Origin of the sequence: Mycobacterium ostraviense (genome assembly GCF_002705925.1) — a bacterium.
GTDB lineage: Bacteria > Actinomycetota > Actinomycetes > Mycobacteriales > Mycobacteriaceae > Mycobacterium > Mycobacterium ostraviense.
The window spans coordinates 5,691,335-5,714,860 of record NZ_NKRE01000001.1 but is presented as its reverse complement, the minus strand read 5'-3'; the positions used below and the strand labels follow the sequence as shown (position 1 = coordinate 5,714,860).

Here is a 23,526-nt window from a genome sequence, read left to right as displayed (position 1 = left end):
GGGCTGAACGGGAGTTGGGATGTTGTTCCTCCACGAGACCCACCGGGTGGTCGGCGCGCGGCAGGATGAGTTCGAGGCCGCCTACCGGGACGGCTGGATGCCGACGCTGGCCACCGACGACGATGCTCGGCTGCTCTGGTACACCAACCACGCGCATGGTTCCGGGGCCTCCTACACCGTCGTCACCATTACCGCGATCACCGACGGCGCCGCCTGGGAGCGACTGGTACGTCGCGCCCAGCAGGGCGACCTTCGGCCCTGGATGCGCGAGCTCGACAAGCTCCGGTACGACGCGACGGGCAAGATCTTGCTGCCAGTCGATTGGTCCCCGTTGCAGGCGGTGGACCTGGCAGCGGTCCCCACCGACGGTGCGACCTATCCGCTGAGCCTGTTCATGGAGGACACCGGCTGGCCCTACGCGCCGCTGGACGACTACATCCGTTCCTGGGACGAGATCTACTACCGGCCGCTGTCGAAGGCCCCCGCCGGCATGCGGATACTCGACATCCAGGCTTGCTTCCAGGTCGCACACGGCAGCTACCGGCGCCGAGAAGCGATGCTGTGGCAAAAGATTGACGACTCCAACAACTATGCCGCGCTGATGCACCTGCTGACCAACGACACTCCGCCGGAGCACCGGGGGCCGGGCAGCTACATGTACGAGGCACTGAAATACCGCGACCAGTGGCAGAGCCGGCTGCTGCGAACATCGGCGTGGTCGCCGCTTTACTGATTCAGGATTCGTGCCGCGGCGCGGACCATCTGATGCACGATCTCAGCGGCGGGGCGAACGTCGTGGATGAGTCCTATCGCCTCGCCGACGAGAACCGTGATGACATTGAAATCCTCGGCCGCAGTGGCTCTTTCGAATTTATTGAGTACGTCCGGCAACCGGGCCGACAATTCGGCCTCATGGCCGTGCCACCTTGCCGTCAGGGCGTTGCCGACCATTCGAGCGTCGTATTCGTCAGGCCAATCACGCTGCCGCACAATGTCATAGACCCTGGTGCGCACGGTGTCGTCAGCGCCGGCGTCGATGCCTCGCTGCCGGGCTCGCTGTGACACCAGCGCCTCGGTCGACGCCCAGAACCGGGTGCCGACGAGCACGCCGTCGGCCCCGAGCGCCAGCGCGGCCGCCAGTCCGCGGCCGTCAGCGACGCGGCCGGCGGCCACCACCAGCGTTTCCGGCGAGCGTTGCGCTACGAGGTCGACGACGTCGGGCACCAGCGTGAACGTCGACCGGGCACCCATTCCGGCCCGCCCGCCTCGGCGCCCTGGGCCACGATGATCTGCGCGCCGGCTGCCAGGGCAACGCCTGCCTGGTGCAGGGTTTGCACCTGCGCGGTCAGCGGAACTCCGGCGCCGCGGATGCGGTTGGCGAACGGCGTCAAATCGCCGAAGGACAGCATGATGGTTGCGGGTTGCCGTGCCAGCGCGGTGTCGAGCAGCCCGGGGTTGCGGGCCAGGCTGCAGCTGATGAACCCGTATCCGACTCGCGCGCCGTCGGTTTCGCCGATTTGGGTTCGCAGCCATTCGGCCTCGCCGTAGCCGCCGCCGACGAAACCCAGACCCCGGCTATGGTCACTGCCGCCGCGAGCCTGCCCCCGGAAACCAGGGCCATCGGCGCGAGCAGTATCGGATGTTCGATCCCGAAGAATTCGGTCAGGCGGGTGGTCAGCGACATTGCCACGCTCCTTCGAGTTCTCCGGTGAGTACCGTGCCCGGCTAAGGACGAAAGAGCAGTCCTCTCGGCCGTTTTGGGTGCCCGAGACCATCAGCGGCCGCACCGTCGGCTGTTCTCGGGGAAGGCATGCTGCTGCTGTCGCCGCCGGATGCCACTCGTTACAGGCTAACGGCGGCGAAGCGCGGCCGCGCGCGGCGGCCTTGGCAGGCAACCCTGCGGCCCGGCCCAAGTTAGAGGCCTTTCGTCCCTACCCAGGTGGGGTATATGTGTGGCAGGCTGAAAACACACGACAGATATGGAGATATCCGGGAAACGTAACTGAACAGCCACTCGTGCGGCGTAGATCGCGATCCAAAGCCCGCCAAGTGACGCCTCTAGCGGAATGGAAGCCCTGTCATGTTCAGCGGCATCACTAGTTACGTCGGCGCCCTGGTTAGCGCCGTCGTGGTGGTAACCGGCACAGCAATTCTCGACGGCGGCGCGGCAGCGGCCGATCCGAACCAGGACGATCAATTCCTGGCACTGCTCGAGAAGAAAGAAATCCCCGCCCTCTCGAATGTGCCACGCGTGATCGCCGCAGCCCACAAAGTTTGTCGCAAACTCGACGGCGGCATGCCGGTACACGAAATAGTCGACGGGCTGCGGAATGACGCTTACAACATGGACCCGACCTTGCGTCGATATCCCGCCGCGCGCGTCACGTCCACCATGACCCGATTCGTCACTGCGGCGGTGGAGATCTACTGTCCGTACGACCGGGGCAAGATAGCTTCCATCACGGCTACTCCGGCGCCGCAATCGAATGAACCGACCGGCTGGATCGCCACGTACACCCGAGACGCAGTCAACGCGGGGTGCGCGGTACTAACGCCGCCGGCGTTGGACATGACCAACATGCCGGCGACGTGGCACGAACCGACCGGCATCGCCACGATCCGGCTGCCGTTGACGGATGGCGGTGCTGTCGTGGCGGGCCGCTACGGGGACCAGTCGGCCGGTAACGCACTTGGCACGATGCTCACCTCGCTGATCGCAGCGGTTCCTGAGGGCGACCCTCAGCTACCGAGTCCGCCGCAGACTCCGGCATCACCGCCGCCCACGGCGCAGATCGTGACACCACCCCCGCCGATCGCGGCGCCGCCGCCATCAAAGCAATCGCCGCCGCCACCACAAGAACCGCCACCACCGCAAGAACCGCCACCACCGCAAGAACCGCCACCACCGCAAGAGCCGCCACCACCGCCGCAAGAGGTCGTGGAGCCTCCGGCTGATGGCCCTCAGCCCGGGGCCGGTAGCGGCAGCAGCGGCGGTGGCAGCGGCAGTGGCGGCAGTGGTGGCAATGGCGGAGCCGGTCCGGTGCAGCCGCCGCCGGCACGCCCCTCGCCGCCGGGCGTTATCAGGCTGGCACCCTAAGACCGCGACCATGTCGTCGGCTGCCGCCGAAGCGCGCCACTAGTGCAGACCGCGTATCCGGTCGCCGACATCCATTCCAGGAGTGCGCAACCGCAAGCCGACTAAGACTAAGCCAGCGGCGCCAGACCGGACCGAACCAAATCCACACTGGCCACCACCAGCTCACCGAGATCGCCGGCACAACCGTTGCGACCCCAATGCTCAACTGCCACAACCAGTGCCGCTGCCAGCATCGAGCCCGCAACCTCGGCGGCGAGATCGATGTCGGGCATCTCCGGGTGCCGATTGCGCACTAATTCGGTCAGCACCCGCGCAAACGACGCCTGCACACTACCCGCAGATGACTCGCGATACGGTCCGCACTGATCAGCTCGGCGCGGGCGGTAGCGGCCTGGCGGACTACCTCCACGTCATGGGGAAACGCCGCGACGCTGGCCAGCACCGCATCGAACAGCGGCTCGGCTGGCGGACGCTGGGCAAGCGCCTCGGCCAGCCATTCCAGGTGGGTCTCGTAGTCCTGGAAGAGCACCGCCTCCTTGGTCGGGAAATGCCGGAAGAAGGTGCGCTCGGTCACCCCGGCCTCCCGCGCCAGCTCGGTAACCGTCACATTCGCAAATCCCTTGCGGGCGAAGGTTTTCAGCGCGGCCCGGCGCAGCGCTTCGTGCGTGGATCGCCGGCGTAGCTCACGACGGTTGGGCGGTTTGCGAAGCACAGTCATTTCGGACCGATGGTAACCCGGCCGGCAGTAGTCAGTACTGACATCTCCTCATTGTGTCAGTACTGACATATCGTTGGGAAGATGACCGACTACGACGCGATTGTGGTGGGAGCGGGGCACAACGGGCTGACCGCCGCCGCGGTTCTGCAACGCGCGGGCCTGCGCACTCTGTGCCTGGAAGCCAACACCTACGCGGGGGACGGCGGCGACGGTGGAGTTGATCGAGGGCTTCCGGCACGAGATCGCGGGTTCGGTGCAGTTCCCCACGGCAAGCCAAATCACCAGGGAGCTCGGTGCACGACTCCGGCCTTGCGCCGCCCGGTAAGCACGCCGCGAGCGCGTTCGCCTACGCCTTCCCGGTCGAAGCCGACCGCAACCAACACGGCCACCTCAAAAATGAGATGGCTCAACGCGTTATCGACAAGATCACCCGCTTCGCCCCGAACTTCAAAGACATCGTGATCCGCCAGATCACCTTCGCGCCGCACCACATGCAAACGATGTTCGGCGCCCCCGCCGGCGATTTCTGCCACGGGCTGCTGCACCCCGATTTGATGGGCCCTAACCGGCCGGGACCCAAAGGATTTCGCGACTTCCCGATTCCGATCGACGGTCTATATCTCGGCAGTGCCGGATGCCATGGCGGTCCCGGCATCATCTTCATTCCCGGCTACAACGCCGCCTATCAGGCACTGGACGACCGGTAGCCGACGGGATCGGTTCAGCCTCCGAACGTTCCGGTGAGTTGGGCCTGCGCCGTGGTGGCCCGCGTTATCGCCTCAGCCGCACGCAACCCAACCAATCCCGGGGGAAGCTGCAGCGTGGCCGGAAGCTGGTAAAGGGTGAACCGGTAGTGGTGCGTCCCGGTGCCCGGGGGCGGGCACGGCCCGCTGTATGCGGCCTGGCCACCCGAGTTCGGCAGGCTGGTGCCTCCGGCAGGAGTTTGCCCATCCGCGGAGCTGCCGGCTCCGGGCGGAATTCCGATCACGATCCAATGGACGTAGTCTCCCCCGACCGCGTCCGGATCATCGACCACCAACGCTGCCCCCAACGGCGCAGACCAGCTCAGCGGCGGCGCGATGTTGGCCCCTTTGCAGGTGTATTGCACCGGGATGGGCGCGCCGTCGGCGAACGCGGGACTGCTGATCGTCAATGGCCCGCCGGCGGGTGCCGCCTTCGTGATGCCGGCCGTCACCAGGGTCGGCGCCGACGAAAGCTTTCGAGGGTTGCCGTCGCCGCCGTCGCCAACCCATGCCAGCACTAGAGCCATCCCTGTGAAAGCCGGGGCGATCGACTTAAGTAGGTGCGCCGCTATGAGTTTCATAAGGACAGTGTCGCGCGCAGCGACTGCGGAATAAAGCGGTTTCAGCCGCCGGATGCCGCCGATCGACGATCAACCGTGCGCCTGCGCCGTGCCTTAGCCGGCGCGCCCCTTGACCGCTAACACCCGGTCACGAAGGCCTCGGGTAGCAGTGTCCATCACGCCTTTGGCGCCTCGTCGGACGACGAATCCCGGCAGCGGCACCAGCAGGTCTACGGTGAGTTCGAACCGAACCCGGGTGGAATCGCCGTCCGGGGTCAGTGTGTAACGGCCCTGCTGCCCGCGTTGTTGTCTGGCGCTGACCAAGGTCCAGCTCACCCCGTCGTCGTGAACCGAGTAGTCCAGCACTTGCTCGTCGCTGATGCCCACGACCTTGACCACTTGCCGAGATTTGGTCGGACGGCCTTGATCGTCGCGCTCGAGAATTTCGACCTTTCGATGAATCGCGGACCACTGCGGCAAGGATTCGAGGTCGAACAAGACGTCTAGGATTTCCTTGGGCGTCGCCTCGATGACGAGCTCGCGGGACTCGGTGACGGCCATGGGAGGAAACATAGCCAACTCCGCGCCGGCTAAAACAACATTCAATGGAGCCGCCATCCGGCGTTCCAGGACTCAGGGGACCAGGACAACCTTGCCGATGTTCTCCCGTGCCGCCAGAATCCGGTGCGCTGCCGGCGCTTCCGCGAACGGCACAGCCGCATGAACGATCGGCCGGACCGTACGCTCGTCAAGAGCCTCGCGCAGCGGCGTGATCCAGGGCTCGAGGGTGCCACGGTCGTCCCACAACCGCAGCATGTTGAGACCGATCACGGTTTTCGAGTCCTCGAGCTGCTTCATCAGATTGAAGCCGCGCAGCATCGCCAACGCGTGCGGAGCCACCCGGCGCAACGAGCGCTTCTCGCCTTGCTGCATGTTCGAAATCCCGTATCCGACCAGCCTTCCCCCGGGGCGCAGCAGATCGTAGGACCGCCGCAGCGAGGTGCCGCCGAGTGCGTCGAGCACAAGGTCGTAGCGGCCCAGGCCCTTCCACCAGCCGTCGCGGCGGTAGTCGATGGCACGATCCACACCGAACTCGGCCAGCTTCTGGTGCTTTCCCGGCGAGGCGGTGCCGTGTACTTCGGCGCCGGCAGCCTTGGCGAATTGAATCGCCGCGATGCCCACCCCGCCCGCGGCCGCATGAACCAACACCCGCTCGCCGGCGCGCAACGACCCGTAGCCGTGCAGTGCCGCCCACGCGGTCGCGTAGTTCACCGGAACCGCGGCGCCCTGCTCGAAACTCAACGCCTCGGGAAGTACCACCGAGTCGGTCGCGACCACGTTGACTATTTCGGCGTAGCCGCCGAATCGTGTTCCGGCCAGGACACGTTCGCCGACCCGGCTTTGGTCGACACCTTCGCCGACGGCCTCGACCGTCCCGGCGACCTCGTAGCCCACCACCGCCGGAAGCTTCGGTGCATCCGGGTACAGGCCGACGCGGGCGAGGTGGTCGGCGAAGTTCACCCCGGCGGCGCGAACGGCAATCCGCAGCTGGCCCGGACCGGGCGGCGGCGGGTCCGGCCGCTGCTGCACCTGCAGCACCGATGGGTCACCATGCTTGGTGATAACGACTGCACGCATTGTGTTCCTCCGAATCGGCTCGTCTACTCGCAGCACCCGGCCTTGCCGCAACCCCGCACGCGGGGAGTCCCTTGCGATTGAACACGCCGGCAATCCGTTTGTCGCCCGGTACCAAGCCGGAATGGCTGGGACAGCGCCGGGCTTCGCGGCCTATCGTGCTAGCTGTGCATTACCGCTGGGAGCGGCTGACCGCAAGCGTGTACCGCTGCCGGCTGCCGTTTTGCGACGTCACGGTCGGCCTGGTGCTGGGCTGCGGCACGGCGCTGCTGGTCGACGCCGGCACCACGCTGGCTGAAGCGGCCGCGATCCAGGCCGATGTCAGCCAGATCGCCCATTGCCGGGTAACACATATTGTCTTGACACACAAGCACTTTGACCACGTCCTGGGGTCAGCGGGCTTCGCCGGTGCCCAGATATACGCCGCTCCCGAGGTTGTCGACTATCTGTCGTCGGCGACCGATCAGCTGCGCGCCCATGCACTGCAATACGGCGCGGACGCGGTGCAGATCGACCGCGCGATCGCCGCCTTGCGGCCACCTCGGCGAGGTATCTACGACGCGGTAATCGATCTCGGCGACCGCTCCGTCACGGTCACCCATCCGGGCACCGGACACACCACTGCGGACCTGGTGGTAGTGGTTCCGGGCGCAGCCGCCAGCGACGAACCAGTGGTGGTCTTCACCGGCGACCTCGTCGAGGAGTCCGCCGATCCGCTGATCGACGCCGATTCCGATGTCGCGGCCTGGCCTGCGACGCTTGATCGGCTACTGGCACTCGGCGGACCCGACGCCGTCTACGTCCCCGGCCACGGAAGCGTCGTCGACGCGGAGTTCGTCCGGCGTCAGCGGGATTGGTTGAACGAGCCGGCGCGCCCTTGGACATAACTCACGCTCCCGGGCGTGTTGGCCACCGGCTGCGCGGCCTCACCCCCGTATCTCGGACCGGGTAGGTAACCACCCGGTCAGCCGGTGAATTAACTGCCCAACCCAGGGATACACTCTCTGCGTCAGCGGAATCGGGCGCACAAAGGAGCGCAAGCCCATGGCTATCGCCGAAACGGACACTGAGGTCCGTACACCATTCGAGCAAGACGTCACCGAGACGCAGCGATACTTCGACAGTGCCCGCTTCGCCGGAATCATCCGGCTCTACACTGCCCGGCAGGTCGTAGAACAGCGCGGCACAATCCCGGTCGACTACAGCGTGGCTCGCACTGCGGCGGCGGCTTTCTACGAGCGCCTGCGCGAGCTTTTCGCCGAGCACAAGAGCATCACCACGTTCGGCCCCTACTCGCCGGGGCAGGCGGTGAGCATGAAGCGTATGGGTATCGAGGCGATCTACCTCGGCGGATGGGCGACGTCAGCCAAGGGTTCCACCACCGAAGATCCCGGTCCCGACCTGGCCAGCTATCCGCTGAGCCAGGTGCCCGACGACGCCGCCGTCCTGGTGCGGGCACTGCTGACCGCCGACCGCAACCAGGAGTATCTGCGGCTGAACATGACCGAACAGCAGCGAACTGCGGCCCCGGTGTACGACTTCCGGCCGTTCATCATCGCCGACGCCGACACCGGTCACGGCGGTGATCCGCACGTGCGCAACCTGGTCCGCCGCTTCGTCGAGGTCGGCGTGCCGGGGTACCACATCGAGGACCAGCGCCCCGGCACCAAGAAGTGCGGTCACCAGGGCGGCAAGGTATTGGTGCCGTCGGACGAACAGATCAAGCGCCTCAACGCCGCCCGCTTCCAACTCGACGTCATGGGGGTGCCCGGCATCATCGTCGCGCGCACCGATGCCGAGGCCGCCAACCTGATCGACAGCCGAGCCGACGAACGTGACCAGCCGTTCCTGCTCGGCGCCACCAACCTCAACATTCCCTCGTACAAAGCGTGCTTCCTGGCGATGCTGCGGCGCTTCTACGAACTGGGCGTCAAAGAACTCAACGGCCACCTTCTCTACGCGCTCGCCGAGGGCGAGTACGCGACGGCCACCGCCTGGCTCGAGCGCCAAGGCATCATGGGCGTCATCACCGATGCCGTCAACACCTGGCGGGAAAACGGCATGACATCGATCGACGACCTCTTCGACCAGGTGGAGTCGCGGTTCGTGGCCGCCTGGGAGGACGACGCCGGGCTGATGACGTACGGCGAAGCCGTGGCCGACGTTCTCGCGTTCGGTGAGAGCGAAGGCGAATCCGTAGGCATGAGTCCCGAGGAATGGCGGGCGTTCGCCGGCCGCGCCTCGCTCTACGCCGCGCGGACAAAAGCCAAGGAGTTGGGCGCCGACCCGGGGTGGGACTGCGAGCTGGCCAAGACCCCGGAGGGCTACTACCAGGTCCGTGGCGGCATTCCGTATGCGATTGCCAAGTCGCTGGCCGCCGCACCGTTTGCCGACATCCTCTGGATGGAAACCAAGACCGCCGATCTAGCCGATGCCCGGCAATTCGCCGAGGCGATCCATGCCGAGTTCCCCGACCAAATGCTGGCCTACAACCTTTCGCCGTCGTTCAACTGGGACACCACCGGTATGACCGACGAGGAGATGAAGCAGTTCCCCGTTGAGCTCGGCAAGATGGGCTTCGTCTTCAACTTCATCACCTACGGCGGACATCAAATCGACGGCGTCGCGGCCGAGGAGTTCGCCACCTCGCTGCAGCAAGACGGCATGCTTGCGCTGGCCCGCCTGCAGCGCAAGATGCGCCTGGTCGAGTCGCCCTACCGGACACCGCAGACCCTGGTCGGCGGGCCGCGCAGCGACGCGGCGCTGGCCGCCTCGTCCGGGCGCACGGCGACCACCAAGGCGATGGGCAAAGGCTCCACCCAGCACCAGCATCTGGTGCAGACCGAGGTGCCCAAGAAGCTGCTGGAGGAATGGCTGGCGCTGTGGAGCGAGCACTACCAGCTCGGTGAGAAGCTGCGGGTGCAATTGCGGCCCCGCCGCGCCGGCTCGGACGTGCTCGAACTCGGGATCTACGGCAACGACGACGAGCCGCTGGCCAACGTCGTCTTCGACCCCATCAAGGACCGGCACGGCCGCAGCATTCTCACGGTGCGCGATCAAAACACCTTCGCGCAGAAGCTGCGGCAGAAGCGGCTGATGACGTTGATCCACCTCTGGCTGGTCCACCGGTTCAAGGCCGACGCCGTCTACTACGTCACGCCGACCGAGGACAACCAGTATCAGACCTCAAAGATGAAGTCGCACGGCATCTTCAGCGAGGTCAACCAGGACGTCGGCGAGATCATCGTCGCCGAGGTGAACAAGCCGCGCATCGAAGAGCTGCTGGTGCCCGATCGCGTGGCGCTGCGGAAGTTGATCACCAAGGAAGGGTAGAAGGCGGGGCAGGCAGCCTTCCCACACGACACCGCCGGTCAGGCGGCCCGTGCCCCCTACCGGTGCGGTTGCGGCCCGGTGCTACGTGCGGAAGAAGCCCGCGAGCTTCTGGCCGATGTTCCTGAGCCCGGAGTCGAGCGCCGCCGTGAGGTACCCAACCGTACTGGTGTTGTAGTAACCCGAGATGGTGTTTCCCAAGTTGGCCACGCCTGACGCCAGTTGGCCGTAGTTCTGGTAGCCGGAAAGTCCTCCGGGCAGCAGGTTCGGCACCTGGTTCCAGAAGCCCGAAACTCCGGATCCGACATTGCCGTAACCCGAAGTGCTCCCCACCCCGCTGTTAAAGAAGCCCGACGACGGGCTGGTGGTGAGGTTTCCGAACCCTGGAGTGCCCGCGATGTCAATGGGGATATCCACCGGTCCCAAGCCGCCGTTGAGTTCGGCGCTCAGCGGGAATCCGCCAATGCTGAAGCCGGGGATGGTGAAGGCGCTGGTGCTGCCGCTCAGCGGAATGTTCAATCCGAACGGGTCGATGGTGAAGCCCGGGATGGTGACCGGGTCGGTAGTGCCGCTCAACGGGATGTCTAAGCCGAACCGGGCAATAGTGAAGCCCGGCATAGTAACCGCTCTGGTGTTACCGTACAAGGGGATATCCAGCTCAAACTTGCCGATTTGGAAGCCCTCGATGGTGAAATCTCCGGTCCTGCCACTCAACGGGATTTCCAAACTGACCGCATTGATGGTGAAGCCAGGGATGTCAACCGCGCTGGTGCTACCGCTCAACGGAACGTTCAGGCCGAAAGGCTGGATCGTGAAGCCACCGATGGTCGACGGCGAGGTGCCACCCACCAGCGGGATGCTCAAGGTGAACTCGCTGAGCTGGACGGGCCCGATGAAGCCGGTAATGACGTCTGCGACGTTGAGCGGAAGCTCCTGCAGGAGCACGCTTACCGGTATATCTATCTGGATGCCCAGCGAGAGTGCCGGAATGGGTATGCCGGGGAATCCGACCGGACCGATCTGCCCGCCCACGCCCAAACCCACGGGGATTTCCGGAATCGGTATGGAGAGTACCGTGATCTGGCCAATCCCGGCCATTGCAAGGAGATCAATTGGGATGGGGGGAACCACAATGCTGGGCACCGTGATGGGTCCCGCACTGCCGTCTTCGATGAATCGCAGCGGAATTGCGGGAATGGGGATGTCGGGCACCGTAACGGGGCCAATCCCGCCGATCGCTTTCAGGTCCAGAGGAATAGCCGGAATCGTGATATCGGGCACCGTAACGGGGCCAATCCCGCCGATCGCATTGAAGTCCAGCGGAATAGCCGGAATCGTGATATCGGGCACCGTAATGGGCCCAATCCCGCCGAGCACATCGAGGTCCATTGGGATAGCCGGAATCGTGAGGGTGCCCGCGTATCCGATCAGGCCTTGGAAATCACCCCGCCACAGCAGACCGTTGCTGAAGTTTCCCGAAATCAACGCACCGGTGTCGACGTTGCCCGTGTTTCCCCAACCGGTATTGAAGTCACCTCGGTTCAAGTAACCCGTGTTGGTGTCGCCCGGGTTGAGATCGCCCGTGTTGAAATCTCCCACATTGAAATTGCCCGTGTTGTAGTTGCCGGTGTTGGCGATGCCGGTGTTGACGCTCCCGACGTTGAAGAACCCGGTGTTGGCAGCGCCCGCGTTGCCGAGTCCGGTGTTGTAGTCGCCGGAGTTTCCAATGCCGAAGTTTCCGTTGCCGGAGTTGAAGAAGCCGATGTTCCCATTGCCCGAGTTGCCGAGACCGATATTGCCCGTACCCGAGTTCAAGGAGCCGAATCCGACCTGGTTGTCACCGCTGAGCCCGATACCGATATTTCCATTGCCGGTGTTGCCGAAACCGATGTTGCTGTTTCCCAGGTTTCCGAGCCCGACGTTGGTGCTGCCGATGTTCGCGAAGCCGATGTTCCGCAGCGCCTGCGTCAACCCTGAGCCGGTGTTTGCGAAGCCGACGTTGCCGCTGCCGACGTTGCCGAATCCCACGTTGTTTCCGCCGATGTTTCCGAAACCGAAACTTGCGTTTCCGACATTCCCGTCGCCGAGGTTGTAGCTGCCGACGTTTGCGCTGCCCAGGTTGTAATCACCAAGGTTCGCGCTGCCGAGATTGAGGCCACCTTGGTTGGCGAAGCCTAAATTGAGGGTGGTGGCGCCTGCCGTGGCGCCGCGGAACAGGCCGGCCAAGTGGTCGCCGACGTTAGCGACACCCGAGTTGAGAGCCGGCGTCGCCAGGCTCAGGGTGCTAGTATTGTAGAGGCCTGACACCGTGTTGCCGAAGTTTGCTACGCCCGATGCCAGCGGCCCCACGTTGAGGAAGCCCGAGCTACCGAGGCTTCCAGCGATGTTCCAGAAGCCTGAGCCGCCCGGGCCGGCGTTGCCGAATCCTGATGCGCCACCCGCGCCGCTGTTGAAGAAGCCCGATGACGGGCTGGTGGTGGAGTTTCCGAATCCCGGCGTACCCCCGAAGTTGATCGGGATGTTGATCGGGCCGACGCCGCCGGACAGATCCAGGCCCAGCGGGGTTGCGGGGATGGTGATGGACGGCGTGGTGAATGGACCGATATTGCCACCGAGATTAATACCCAACGGAATTTCCGGAAGAGTGTAACCATCCGGGAACATGGTGAACGGACCGATACCACCACCCACATTGATATCCAATGGGATTCCGGGCAGCGTGTAACCATCCGGGAACATGGTGAACGGACCGATACCACCACTGACATTGATATTCAATGGGATTCCGGGCAGCGTGTAGCCATCCTGGAACATGGTCAACGGCCCGATTTTACCAGACACATTGATATTCAACGGAATTTCCGGCAGGGTGTAACCATCCGGGAACACGGTGAACGAACCGATATCACCTGTCACGTTGAGGCTTAACGGTATCTGCTGGATTGAGTAGCCGTTCGGGAAGAAGGTGGCGGAGCCGATACCCCCGCTAACGATGATCGGTCCTACCGATAGCTCGATGGTGCCCGGTCCGACCGTGCCTACGGTGGGAGTAATGCCGAACAAGCCAAGCCCCAGCGGGGACTCGGGGATATTGATGTAGTACAGCGCCGGGCCGGGGCTGTTGAGCGAGAACCAAATCGGATCGAGGGTGACTTGCGGGATACTAATCGGGTTTACCACGGCATAAGAACTTTGGATGTTCAGACCAATTGGGGGAATGAAGATCGACGGCACCGTAATCTCGCGCACCAGGGCCTGGGAACTATCGATGCCCAGACTTATCTCGGGTATTCCAATCGGCGGCACCGTAATCGGGCCCGCCACGGCAGCGGAACTGTTGACCGTCAAGCCGATTTCTGGGATGGTGATCGGCGGCAACTTAATAGGGCCCACCACGGCACCGGAACTATCAATGCCCAGACCAATCTCTGGTATCAATATTGGCGGCACCGTAATCGGACCCACCACGGCACCGGAACTATCGATGCCTAGTCCGATCTGGGGCACCTCGATCGACGGCACGGTGATTGGTCCGAAATCTCCTAAGCCATTTAGGTCCAGGCCGATGCGGGGGATCGTCAGGGTGCCCGAGTAGCCGATCAGGCCTTGGTAATCGCCTCTCCACAAGAAGCCGTTGCTGAAGTTGCCTGAGATGAAGGCGCCGGTGTTGACGTTGCCCGTGTTGCCCACGCCGGTGTTGAGATTGCCGGGATTGAAGTAACCGGTGTTGGTGTTGCCCGGATTGAAGGCGCCGGTGTTGAAGCTGCCGACGTTGAAGCTGCCTGTGTTGTAGTTGCCGGTATTGCCGAATCCGGTGTTGGCGATGCCGACGTTGAAGATTCCGGTGTTGGCTTCGCCCGAGTTACCGATGCCCGTATTGTAGCTGTTGCCCGAGTTTCCGATACCGAAGTTTCCGGTGCCGGAGTTTCCGATGCCGATATTGCCGCTGCCCGAGTTGAACAAACCGATATTGCCGGCGCCCGAGTTCAGCCCGCCAAACCCGGTCAGGTTGTTCCCGCTCAGCCCGATACCGATATTGCCGTTGCCGGTGTTTCCGAGACCGATGTTGCCGCTACCGGTGTTCCCGAAGCCAATGTTGTTGCTGCCGGTATTACCGAAACCAAAATTGCTCAGGGCCGTCGTCAAACCGGGACCTATGTTGCCGAAGCCGACGTTATTGTTGCCGAGGTTGCCAAAGCCGAGGTTATTGTTGCCGATATTTCCACTGCCGAGATTTAAGCTTCCGATATTTCCGCTGCCGAAGTTGTAGCTGCCGAGGTTTGCGGCACCCAGGTTGAAAGCGCCGCGGTTCGCGTTGCCCACGTTGCCGAAACCGGCGTTTGCAAAGCCCACGCTGAAGTTGCTCATCGTGCTCGGGAAGCTGGAGACGGCAGCTTTGGCGGCGGCTGCCATGGCCGGTGCGGCGGCCAACCGAGCCGGCAGCTCCGCTAGGGCTACCAAAGCCGGGTTGAAGGGCGTCAGCGCCGACGCAATGGCCGAAGCGCCGGCATGGTAGGCAGACATCGCAGACACGTCGAGGGCCCACATCTCCTCGTAGGCAGCCTCCATAGCCGCGATGATGTGAGCGTTTTGCCCGTATAAGTTGGAAATCACCAGCGACAGCAATTGATTCCGGTTGGCCGCTACCAGCGCAGGCTGCACCATCACCGACCGAACGGCCTCAAACTCGGCCGCCATGGCGCCGGCTTGCGTGGCCGTCTGCTGCGCCCGCGCCGCAACCGCGGAAAGCCAGCTCGCGTAAGGCGCCGCCGCTGCGGCCATCGCCGCGGACGCCGGTCCCTGCCAAGATCCAGCGGCCAGCCCAGCCGTCACCGACTGGAACGAAGCCGCAGCCGAGACCAACTCCTCAGCTAACTCGTCCCAGGCCGTCGCGGCCGCCAGCATCGATTCGGACCCCGCACCGGCAAAGATCAAAGCCGAGTTGATCTCCGGGGGCAAAACTGCGAAATTCATGACTTCAACCTTTCTCGGCCGGCAGCCGCCGGCGGCCGGCACAGCCGGCGCGAGCCGCGCGTTGCGCACAAACTACGCGGTGAGGACAAAGTCCTGATGGGATTCATCAATACGATATAGAATCGTTACATAAATGTGATTATATCGCCTGGCCAATGCCAACTTTCTTTACATGCGCTATGGTGATCGGGCGCTTAGGTGTCAATGTAAACGACTTCCGACTGAGGGGAGAATATTATTTGCCGACCCTGAAGTTTCAATTTTTCCCTCACATTTCGGAATGTCGGCACTGCCATCTATGCGTGCATAAGTCGGACGCCAAACACAATAATTCGAACGAATAACATGTTGCCAGAAAACGCTTGGAAGCAATCTCGGACACGGTGCGGTACGTCGGTCAAAGTGAGCTCGTCACGACGGAATGGTCACGACCTTGCATGACCTCTGCCAACTGTCCGGAAACGCTGCATCGCGGGGCCGGCGCACTCGTAGACCGATTTGCGTAGCGCATCGAATTTGATCAGCCGACGGCAGCCGGCTGCGGCCTCCGCGGTTGTCATCAGCTTCCCATGGGACCAACCCCGCCGTTTGCATCAGCACATCCAGGGGTATGCGGCGCATGCGCCTGAAATTGAAAGTGGGGTTCTGATGAGAACTGAAGCCAGGACAGCGTTCGCGGTTTTGGGCGGGGGAGCCATGCTGGTCATGGCCGTGGCCTGTGGCGGCGGCAACAAAGGGCCGAGCAGCAGCACGACGCCGTCGACAACGACGACAACGACGGCCCCGTCCAGCATGCCGCCGTCCGAAACGTCACCGGCACCGGGTGGTCCGTCCGGTAGTGGCGGACCCGGCGGCGGTGGCGGGGGTGTCCCGGGCGGGCCCACCGGCAGCGGCGGACCGGGCGGCGGTGGCGGCAACATCCCGGGCGGTCCCACCGGCGGCGGTGGACCCGGCGGCGGTGGCGGCACCATTCCCGGTGTCGGCGGAGGCGGCGGCGGACCGGGTGGCGGAGGCGGCTGCGTCGGCAACATCTGCGGCGGCTATCCGTGATCGCGCGCCGTCGTTGACTCCCGTCGCGGCCTGAGACACACCTAAATTTAAGACCGGTCGGCAACGGTTAAGGTTCGCCTCAGACGGATCGCAAGGGAGCACCAACATGGCCAAGCTCAGGTTCGGATATTTCATTGCCCCGTTCCACCGCGCGGGTACCAACCCGACGCTGGCCTTGCAACGCGACCTGGCATTCGTCGAACATCTCGATGCCCTCGGCTTCGATGAAGCATGGATCGGCGAGCATCACTCGGCCGGCAGCGAGATCATCAGCTCGCCGGAAATCTTCATTGCCGCTGCCGCAGAACGAACCAAACGGATCCGGCTCGGCACCGGGGTCATCTCACTCGCCTACCACAACCCGCTATGGGTTGCCGACCGGTTGATGCTGCTGGATCACCTCACCCATGGCCGGGTGATCGGTGGTATGGGTCCGGGCTCGCTGCCCACGGATTCATCCATGATCGGGTTGACGCCCACCGACACCCGGGAGCTTCTGGAAACCAACCTCGACATCGTCGTCCGGCTGCTGGCGGGGGAGACCGTGACCGCCAAGACCGCCACGCACCAACTCTTCGACGCCAAGTTGCAGCTCGCGCCGTATTCCGAGGGCGGCATCCCGCTGGCGGTCGCCGCGGTCGCGTCGCCGACCGGCGCACGGTTGGCCGGCAAGCACGGCATCGGGCTGTTGTCCATCGGTGCGACGCTGACCATCGAGGGTTTCAACGCGCTGTCCTATCACTGGGGCATCGTCGAGGAACGCGCCGCAGCGTTCGGCACCCGGGTGGACCGCAAGGACTGGACGCTGGTAGGTCCGTTCCACCTCGCCGAGACCGACGAGCAGGCCCGTGCCGACGTGAAATTCGGTATCGAGCCCTGGTTCCGGTATTTCCAGAAGGTCGCCGCCTTCCCGCAGATGACCATGTCGGGAGATCGGCTCGACGAGATGATCGACATGATCAACGAGAACGGAGCCGGCGTGATCGGCACGCCCGAGCGGGCGCGCGCGCAGGTGCAGCGGCTGTGGGAACAGTCCGGCGGATTCGGCTGCATGCTGCAAATGGGTCATGAGTGGGCCAACCCGGCGGCGACCAGACGCTCTGCCGAACTGTTCGCCGCCGAGGTGATGCCGCATTTCCAGGGGCAGGCGCAACCGACCCTCGACGCCGCAGCGCGGGCCGGCGAAGTGCGCGAAAACCTCGCACGCGCCCAGCTACAGGCAATCGAGCACATGACCAAGAGGTATCAAGACGAGGTCAGTTCGACCGCACGACCCGAAAGCCGTTGAGCCGGGCCGGAAACGCTATGGTGCGGTGCCGGACTCGCGTTCGGCCGCCTTCACCAGCCGGCCCGCGAAGAACTTGACCGCGCCACCCAGCGCCGCCCGCATCGCCGGTCCGGTTCCGCGGACACCCTCGGTGAACGAGCCGCTCCAGCGGATATCGGTGCCGCCCGACGCATTCGGCGTGAGGACGACCTCTGCGTGGTAGTCCTCGGCCGGTGTCCTGGGCGCGATCAGCCGGTAGGCGTGACGGCGATCCTGCTCGTACTCGACGGTCTCCTCCTGCACCAGCATCGGCCACATGCCGACCTTGCGGACGGCTCCGATGCCGCCGGGCGCCGGATCACCTTGGCGCGCCCAACTCGATTGCAGGACGATGGGTTTGGCCCACTCCGACCATCGACCACCGTCGGTCACGAGCCGGAACAGTGTCGCAGCCGGCGCGCTACTGGACTTGGTGACTTCGAACGAGAACTTCCGTCCCGGCATACCCGACTCCCGCCCCGACAACTGACCTGGCTGACCGGTACCCTACCGCGACCCCGCGTGCGGAGCGGCCGCGGGCGGTGGCAGGGCCGCGAAAACAATGCCGTGGGCAGCCGCGCCGGGGCATACTCACGGTGTGCCGAACGCCGAAACTGTCTCAGTTCCAGCCGCGCTGTCCCAAGCCGAAGTCGACGCGGCGCTACTGATGAAGCCGCTGCGAATACTGATCAAGCCCAGGTCTATGGCACCGAGAATGTGCCGACCGAACGCGCGTTGCTGGTGGGTAACCGCAACACGCTCGGCTTGGTCGACGCGCCGTTGCTGGCCGCCGAGCTCTGGGGGCGCGGCAGATTGGTCCCATCCCTCGGCGACCACGCCCACTTCAAGGTCCCGGGGTGGCGCGACATGCTGACGCGGATGGGCACCCGCGAAATTGCCTCGGAACTGATGCGTCGCGGCGAACTGGTCATGGTGTTTCCCGGCGGCGCCCGTGAGGTCAACAAGCGAGCCGATCGACACCACCGAGTTCGCCGGACACGAAGCCGACGACAACGCCGCCCGTAAGGTGCGCGGGCGTGCGGCCGCCGCGATCGAGGAGGGCATCGTTGCTCGCCGAGCGCGAAGCCGACCCGAACCGATCCCTGGTGCGCCGGCTCTTCCGTTCAGACGTTTGAAAGCCCGAGCAGCCGAACCGATTTCGATGGTTTCCAGCGGATTAATTTAATCCGTTCGCAGGCCCGACCGGTCGGACGCGGCGAGTCCGTGACGGCGATGACGAAGGGGATGTGAGTGGCCCGGCTTGACGAACGGTCCCGCTGAGATGTCGCTGTCCCCGTCGCACCCCGCGATTCCGGTAGAGTCCGCCCACAAGCAGGCAGGGCGTGCCGGCAAGCGACACCGGTGGGGGCCGCTGTTGGCGGTCGCGTTGCTGCTCGGCGGCTGCGGTGGTCAGCACACCGCCGTCAGCCCTTCGACCACCACCACCGCGACCAGCGCCGCCAACTCGGCCGCCAAGGTTCGCAGCCAGGCCGTGTTGGACGGCGCCGTCAACGCCGAGGAGCCGGGTTGCTCGGCTGCGGCGGGCGTGGAGGGGAAGGTGGTCTGGACGGGAGTTCGGGGTATCGCGGACCTGGCCACCGGTACCAAGATCACCGCCGACACCGTTTTCGACATCGGGTCGGTGTCCAAGCAGTTCACCGCTACCGCGATCCTGTTGCTGGTCAATGCGGGACGGCTGGCCCTGGGCGACCCGCTGGCCCAGTACGTTCCCGACCTGCCGGATTGGGCCGCCACCGTCACGGTGGCCGAACTGATGCACCAAACCAGCGGCGTACCCGACTACATCGGGCTGCTCGAAGAACAGGGATATCAATCAACCGACCGGACCACCCAGGCGCAAGCGCTGCAAGCGTTGGCAGCGGCGCCGGAGCTGGGGTTTCGCCCGGGCGCCCACTTCGAGTACTCCAACTCCAACTACCTGCTGCTGGGTGAGATCGTCCGGCGGGTGTCGGGCGATCCGCTGCCGGAATTCCTGAGCACCGAGATCTTCCAACCGCTCGGGCTGGCCATGGTGGTCGATCCGGTCGGCAAGATTCCCGACAAGGCGGTGTCGTATGACAAGGGCGACACCGGTTCCCTATTCCGGGTGCTGGACTCGCCATGGGAACAGATCGGCGACGGGGCCATCCAGACCACGCCCAGCCAACTCGTGCGATGGGCGGACAACTACCGAACCGGCACGGTGGGTGGCCCCAAACTGCTCGACGAGCAGCTGGCCGGAGCGGTGGAAACCGAACCCGGCGGCGGCGACCGCTACGGCGCAGGAATCTTTTCGCGCGCCGACGGCACGCTCGAACACAGCGGCAGCTGGGCGGGATTCGTCACCGCGTTCCGCATCAGCAGCGACCGGCGGACCTCGGTGGCCGTCAGCTGCAACACCGAAAAGCAGGACCCCGAAACCATGGCCGACGCACTCGGACGCCTCTGGATGTAGCTTCGGGTCGATCACTATTTCAACCCGATGCGTGATTCCCATGCGCCGCGCCCGCGGTAGGCATAATCATTCAGTTATGGCGAAACCGTCCGTCTTGACCACCGACAATGGCCTGCCGTCCGGCGTGAAAGGCGCCTGCGATTCCCGTTTCGCCGGACTCATCCGGGCGTTCAACGCGCTGTTTCCCGGTCGCATGTTCGGCGGCGGCGCGCTGGCGGTCTACATCGACGGTGTGCAGGTCGTGGACGTCTGGACCGGTTGGTCGGATCGGCGTGGCAAAGTGCCGTGGACGGCCGACACCGGGGCCATGGTGTTTTCGGCGACCAAGGGGTTGGCCGCGACGGTAATCCACCGCCTGGTCGACCGCGGGCTGCTGTCCTACGACGTGCCGGTCGCCGAGTACTGGCCGGAATTCGGAGCGAACGGCAAGTCCGAAGTCACCGTCAGCGACGTGCTGCGGCATCGGGCCGGGTTGTCACACCTCAAAGGGGTGGGCAAGAAGGAAGTGCTGGACCACCTGCTGATGGAGGAGAAGCTGGCCGCGGCGCCGCTGGACCACACCCACAAGAAGATGGCGTATCACGCGGTGACCTACGGATGGCTGCTTTCCGGTCTGGCCCGGGCGGTGACCGGCAAGGGGATGCGTGAGCTGTTCCGTGAAGAGCTCGCGCTCCCGCTCGACGTCGACGGTCTGCATCTGGGCCGTCCGCCGGCCGATTCGCCCACCACGGCGGCGCAGACGCTATTACCGCAGGCGAATATCCCCACGCCGGTGCTCGACTTCGTCGCGCCGAAGGTCGCCGGGCTGTCGTTCTCCGGGCTGCTCGGTTCGATCTACTTCCCGGGGATCATGTCGATGCTGCAGGGCGATATGCCGTTTCTCGACGGCGAACTTCCCGCCGTCAATGGCGTGGTCACCGCGCGTGCGCTGGCCAAGGTGTACGGGGCAATCGCCAACGACGGCGTCATCGATGGGACGCGGCTGCTGTCCTCGGAATTGGTGAGTGAATTGAGGGGTAAGCCCAATCTGACACCAGATCTGAACCTGGGGATTCCGTTCACCTACCACCACGGCTTTCAATCGTCGCCGGTCCCGGGATTGCTGCCCGGATACGGCCACATCGGTCTGGGTGGAACTCTTGGCTGGGCCGACCCGGACACCGGCAGCTCGTTCGGCTACGTGCACAACCGCCTGCTGACCCTGATGTTGTTCGATGTCGGATCGTTCGCCGGGCTGGCGCCGCTGCTAAGCAGCGCCATCTCGGCAGCGCGACGAGCCGGTCCACTCGAGGTGCCCCATTTCGGTGCGCCCTACCGGGAGGCCGACGAGCAAGAGCCCGCGTCATAGCGCTCGTCAGCCGATGACCGGCTGCGGGACCGGGACCTCAACCACACCGAAGTTCGTCGTCCAGGCCGTGCGGTAGTCGCTCCATGCCGGTGTCAGGCGACCGCGGCTGACACATCGCGGGTCGTAGCGCACACACCGCTCGGCCGACGCCACGTGCGCCTCTTCGTCCACGACGGTCACCGTTAGCAGCATCTCGACGGGCTTGGCGGCCTGCACGGTCAGCAGGAGGCTGGTTCCGGTGAGCCGGTAGTGCGCGACCGCTCCGCCTCCCAGGTCTACTTGACCGCTGGCCGCCCCGAGTGCGGTGCCGTCGAGTTGCCACTTGGCCTCCAGCCCCGGGCCGAAACCGGTTGCGATGGCGTCGAATCGGCCCTGCGGACGCATCGGCCGCACCACCGTTCCGACGAATGTGCCGATGCGCCGATCGATGAGCGGCAGCGCGCGAATGGCGTCTTTCACGGTGTCGGCACCTCTGGCCGGCGGGGGAGCCACAACTACGGCGTCGAGCGCCGCACGCAACTGGTTGCATGGATCACGTTGCGTCCCCACCGCGCTGACACGCAATGCCGGCGAGGGTGCGAATACCGTCGCGCCCGGCTTGGCCACCTCGCCGAAGGTGCCGAAAATACTTGGCGGACAGGTGAATCCACCGACAATCTGCACCGAAACCAGCGCTTTCTCCCAGGTGATGTAGCGGAATCGGATGTGGTCGGGGGTCACGTCCACGGCCTGGACGGCCGCCCACCTGCCTTCGTTGGTGCGCACGCCGTAGATGCGCAGCGATTCCTTGAACGGGTTGCCGAACAGCAGCCCGAAGGGATCGATGGTCGCCAGGTCGGCGAGGGGAATCGGGTTGGGCGCGTCATAGGCGTAGCCGTAGACGGCCGCGCGGTAGAGGCCGTCAAAGTCGCGCAGGCCGGTTCGGGCCCAGCGGGCACCGCACACCGCCCGCACCGTGCGATCGAACGGGCCGCCGAGGACGGTGAGGTCGCCGCTGGGCATGTCGCGCGCGCCGACCCGGCCGCTGTCGAAGTCGAACGCCGAACCGTTGGGCACCACGACGGTGCCGGCGGCCCGAACGGAAGCGGTGTCGATGGGCCGGATCCGGCAGCCGATCTGCACGTCGTCGATGCGGGCGTCGCTGAAGACGATGTTGAAGCCCACCGCGGGGATGTCCACCGGAACCAGCAGCTGGTTCAGCGCGTCGGTGATGTGTGCGGCGACGCTGTTGATGGTGCCCTCGATCACCTCTTCGGCGATGTACATGATGAGCGGGACCAGCACCGCGCCGACGATCACATAGATGACAGAGGGAAGTAGCGCCCCGAGCAGTGCGCCGATCACCGCGCCCGCCACCCAGCAGTACCAGGGGATGTCGACGTCGACATCGGGATCGTCCGCCTGAACCTGCACAACGAGCTGCCCGCCGGCGACGGCGATGGTGATCTTCGCCCCGACGGTGCCGGTGGCCGAATAACAGAAGCCGGACTTGGTGATCTTGACCTGAACGTGCAATGCGCCGTCGTCTCCCGCGGTGATCGACAACCCGGTCAGATCCACCTCGTTGTCCTCGTCGATGCGCACGGTGCGGGTCAGCGTGCAGTTGGTGAACGCGCCGCCGAGGTTCAGCGCGCTGTCGATCATCGGGCTGATGACCCGGCAGATCCAGCCCATCGACGCGACGATGCCCCCGTTGCCGCCCGCGGTGATGAAGCTCTGGGTGAACGCCGACTTGTCGCCCGGGCTGCCGCCGCCGAACGTGACCAGGAACGCCGACGCGTCTTTGTCCGCGGGGGAGGCGTCGTCCACGATGTGCACGTCGGCGTTCTTCATCGCGGTGGTGGTGCTGGTGGCGTGGTCGACAGGGAAGGGCACCAGCGGGATCAGTTTGACGTTGTTCCGCAGGAAGGCGGCGAACAGTCCGTCGAGGCCGGGGATCGGGAACCCCGCCACCGCGATCTCGGTGAGCCACAGCTTCTGTTCGAGATCGATTCGCACCAGGTCGATTCCGTTGGTGCTGGTGTCCACGTCGACGCTGGCGACGATGCGCAGCGCCCCGAGTGTGCCGGCGTCGCCGAGCAGCACATGGATGTCGACGACGTCGGTCGCGCCGGGCGGCAGACCACCCGGCCGGTCGAAGGAGACCGTCACCGAAAAAGGCGTGGCCGGGTCGAGCTGGATGCCGAGGCCCCCCAGGATGGTGCCCAGCAGAAAGCCGCCGGTGTCGAAGACGACGCTCAGTAGCTGCTGATAAGCCTGTTCGCCGAATTCGACGACGAGGTCGTAGCCGTGCGTCTGTTCCCCCGACAT

Annotated in this window: 14 protein-coding genes and 5 pseudogenes; 11 read left to right on the top strand and 8 right to left on the bottom strand. The window is 64.9% G+C overall.

From position 1 onward, the window contains the following. The first annotated feature begins 19 nt into the window (after positions 1-19). Complete coding sequence (locus CDN38_RS26575) at positions 20-733, top strand: hypothetical protein (RefSeq protein WP_075511881.1); 714 nt, start codon at positions 20-22, stop codon at positions 731-733. On the opposite strand, the pseudogene CDN38_RS26570 reads toward CDN38_RS26575, so the two are convergent. Next, positions 727-1,684, bottom strand: a pseudogene (locus tag CDN38_RS26570) (NAD(P)H-dependent flavin oxidoreductase). The gene CDN38_RS26575 and the pseudogene CDN38_RS26570 sit on opposite strands and share 7 nt — an antisense overlap. Before the next feature lie 396 nt (positions 1,685-2,080). Between CDN38_RS26570 and CDN38_RS26565 the strand changes: the two are divergent. Continuing rightward, a complete protein-coding gene (locus tag CDN38_RS26565; protein ID WP_075511882.1) occupies positions 2,081-3,097 on the top strand; it encodes a DUF732 domain-containing protein in 1,017 nt (338 codons plus the stop codon). Between the two features lie 107 nt (positions 3,098-3,204). On the opposite strand, the pseudogene CDN38_RS26560 reads toward CDN38_RS26565, so the two are convergent. Then, positions 3,205-3,815 (bottom strand): annotated as a pseudogene (locus CDN38_RS26560) (TetR/AcrR family transcriptional regulator). 81 nt (positions 3,816-3,896) lie between these two features. Between CDN38_RS26560 and CDN38_RS31390 the strand changes: the two are divergent. Together CDN38_RS31390 and CDN38_RS26550 are read left to right on the top strand one after the other, a co-directional pair. Further along, positions 3,897-4,001 (top strand): annotated as a pseudogene (locus CDN38_RS31390) (NAD(P)-binding protein); the annotation flags it as partial. A gap of 104 nt (positions 4,002-4,105) precedes the next feature. Further along, positions 4,106-4,522 (top strand): annotated as a pseudogene (locus tag CDN38_RS26550) (phytoene desaturase family protein); the annotation flags it as partial. Between the two features lie 14 nt (positions 4,523-4,536). On the opposite strand, the gene CDN38_RS26545 reads toward CDN38_RS26550, so the two are convergent. The 3 genes from CDN38_RS26545 to CDN38_RS26535 all read right to left on the bottom strand — a co-directional run bounded on the left by CDN38_RS26545 (position 4,537) and on the right by CDN38_RS26535 (position 6,756). Continuing rightward, positions 4,537-5,139: a YbhB/YbcL family Raf kinase inhibitor-like protein gene (locus tag CDN38_RS26545; RefSeq protein ID WP_075511884.1), complete on the bottom strand. Its 603-nt coding sequence runs from the start codon at positions 5,137-5,139 to the stop codon at positions 4,537-4,539. 93 nt (positions 5,140-5,232) lie between these two features. After that, a complete protein-coding gene (locus tag CDN38_RS26540) occupies positions 5,233-5,679 on the bottom strand; it encodes an SRPBCC family protein (protein ID WP_075511885.1) in 447 nt (148 codons plus the stop codon). Between the two features lie 72 nt (positions 5,680-5,751). Further along, positions 5,752-6,756: a zinc-binding dehydrogenase gene (locus CDN38_RS26535; protein ID WP_075511886.1), complete on the bottom strand. Its 1,005-nt coding sequence runs from the start codon at positions 6,754-6,756 to the stop codon at positions 5,752-5,754. Between the two features lie 164 nt (positions 6,757-6,920). Here CDN38_RS26535 and CDN38_RS26530 point away from each other — a divergent pair, with 164 nt between their 5' ends. Both CDN38_RS26530 and aceA read left to right on the top strand, forming a co-directional pair. After that, positions 6,921-7,640: an MBL fold metallo-hydrolase gene (locus CDN38_RS26530; protein WP_075511887.1), complete on the top strand. Its 720-nt coding sequence runs from the start codon at positions 6,921-6,923 to the stop codon at positions 7,638-7,640. 157 nt (positions 7,641-7,797) lie between these two features. Further along, positions 7,798-10,086, top strand: a complete 2,289-nt coding sequence (aceA, locus tag CDN38_RS26525) for an isocitrate lyase ICL2 (RefSeq protein ID WP_075511888.1) — start codon at positions 7,798-7,800, stop codon at positions 10,084-10,086. Between the two features lie 81 nt (positions 10,087-10,167). On the opposite strand, the gene CDN38_RS26520 is transcribed toward aceA, so the two are convergent. After that, positions 10,168-15,057, bottom strand: coding sequence for a PPE family protein (locus CDN38_RS26520; protein ID WP_075511901.1), 4,890 nt, complete (start codon positions 15,055-15,057; stop codon positions 10,168-10,170). A gap of 648 nt (positions 15,058-15,705) precedes the next feature. Between CDN38_RS26520 and CDN38_RS29765 the strand changes: the two genes are divergently transcribed. Both CDN38_RS29765 and CDN38_RS26510 read left to right on the top strand, forming a co-directional pair. Next, complete coding sequence (locus CDN38_RS29765) at positions 15,706-16,107, top strand: hypothetical protein (protein ID WP_075511889.1); 402 nt, start codon at positions 15,706-15,708, stop codon at positions 16,105-16,107. A gap of 106 nt (positions 16,108-16,213) precedes the next feature. Beyond that, a complete protein-coding gene (locus CDN38_RS26510; protein WP_075511890.1) occupies positions 16,214-17,395 on the top strand; it encodes an LLM class flavin-dependent oxidoreductase in 1,182 nt (393 codons plus the stop codon). A gap of 15 nt (positions 17,396-17,410) precedes the next feature. Here the strand turns inward: CDN38_RS26510 and CDN38_RS26505 are convergent, their stop codons facing one another. Next, entirely contained in the window at positions 17,411-17,878 is a 468-nt protein-coding gene (locus CDN38_RS26505) for an SRPBCC family protein (protein ID WP_075511891.1), read from the bottom strand. 97 nt (positions 17,879-17,975) lie between these two features. Between CDN38_RS26505 and CDN38_RS26500 the strand changes: the two are divergent. The 3 genes and pseudogenes from CDN38_RS26500 (at position 17,976) to lipD (ending at position 21,216) form a co-directional block, all read left to right on the top strand. Beyond that, positions 17,976-18,549, top strand: a pseudogene (locus tag CDN38_RS26500) (1-acyl-sn-glycerol-3-phosphate acyltransferase). A gap of 146 nt (positions 18,550-18,695) precedes the next feature. Beyond that, a complete protein-coding gene (locus tag CDN38_RS26495; protein WP_099319275.1) occupies positions 18,696-19,868 on the top strand; it encodes a serine hydrolase domain-containing protein in 1,173 nt (390 codons plus the stop codon). Between the two features lie 76 nt (positions 19,869-19,944). Continuing rightward, entirely contained in the window at positions 19,945-21,216 is a 1,272-nt protein-coding gene (lipD, locus tag CDN38_RS26490) for a lipase LipD (protein ID WP_075511893.1), read from the top strand. A gap of 6 nt (positions 21,217-21,222) precedes the next feature. Here lipD and CDN38_RS26485 read toward each other — a convergent pair whose 3' ends face one another. Then, a complete protein-coding gene (locus CDN38_RS26485) occupies positions 21,223-23,526 on the bottom strand; it encodes a hypothetical protein (RefSeq protein ID WP_099319274.1) in 2,304 nt (767 codons plus the stop codon).

Bases quoted from the DNA above. Each gene is read 5' to 3' on its own strand.
- CDN38_RS26575 (WP_075511881.1), top strand. From the start codon at position 20: ATGTTGTTCCTCCACGAGACCCACCGGGTGGTCGGCGCGCGGCAGGAT.
- CDN38_RS26535 (WP_075511886.1), bottom strand. From the start codon at position 6,756: ATGCGTGCAGTCGTTATCACCAAGCATGGTGACCCATCGGTGCTGCAG.
- CDN38_RS29765 (WP_075511889.1), top strand. From the start codon at position 15,706: ATGAGAACTGAAGCCAGGACAGCGTTCGCGGTTTTGGGCGGGGGAGCC.
- CDN38_RS26510 (WP_075511890.1), top strand. From the start codon at position 16,214: ATGGCCAAGCTCAGGTTCGGATATTTCATTGCCCCGTTCCACCGCGCG.
- CDN38_RS26485 (WP_099319274.1), bottom strand. From the start codon at position 23,526: ATGTCGGGGGAACAGACGCACGGCTACGACCTCGTCGTCGAATTCGGC.
- CDN38_RS26495 (WP_099319275.1), top strand. From the start codon at position 18,696: ATGTCGCTGTCCCCGTCGCACCCCGCGATTCCGGTAGAGTCCGCCCAC.
- aceA (WP_075511888.1), top strand. From the start codon at position 7,798: ATGGCTATCGCCGAAACGGACACTGAGGTCCGTACACCATTCGAGCAA.
- CDN38_RS26505 (WP_075511891.1), bottom strand. From the start codon at position 17,878: ATGCCGGGACGGAAGTTCTCGTTCGAAGTCACCAAGTCCAGTAGCGCG.
- CDN38_RS26565 (WP_075511882.1), top strand. From the start codon at position 2,081: ATGTTCAGCGGCATCACTAGTTACGTCGGCGCCCTGGTTAGCGCCGTC.
- lipD (WP_075511893.1), top strand. From the start codon at position 19,945: ATGGCGAAACCGTCCGTCTTGACCACCGACAATGGCCTGCCGTCCGGC.
- CDN38_RS26520 (WP_075511901.1), bottom strand. From the start codon at position 15,057: ATGAATTTCGCAGTTTTGCCCCCGGAGATCAACTCGGCTTTGATCTTT.
- CDN38_RS26545 (WP_075511884.1), bottom strand. From the start codon at position 5,139: ATGAAACTCATAGCGGCGCACCTACTTAAGTCGATCGCCCCGGCTTTC.
- CDN38_RS26540 (WP_075511885.1), bottom strand. From the start codon at position 5,679: ATGGCCGTCACCGAGTCCCGCGAGCTCGTCATCGAGGCGACGCCCAAG.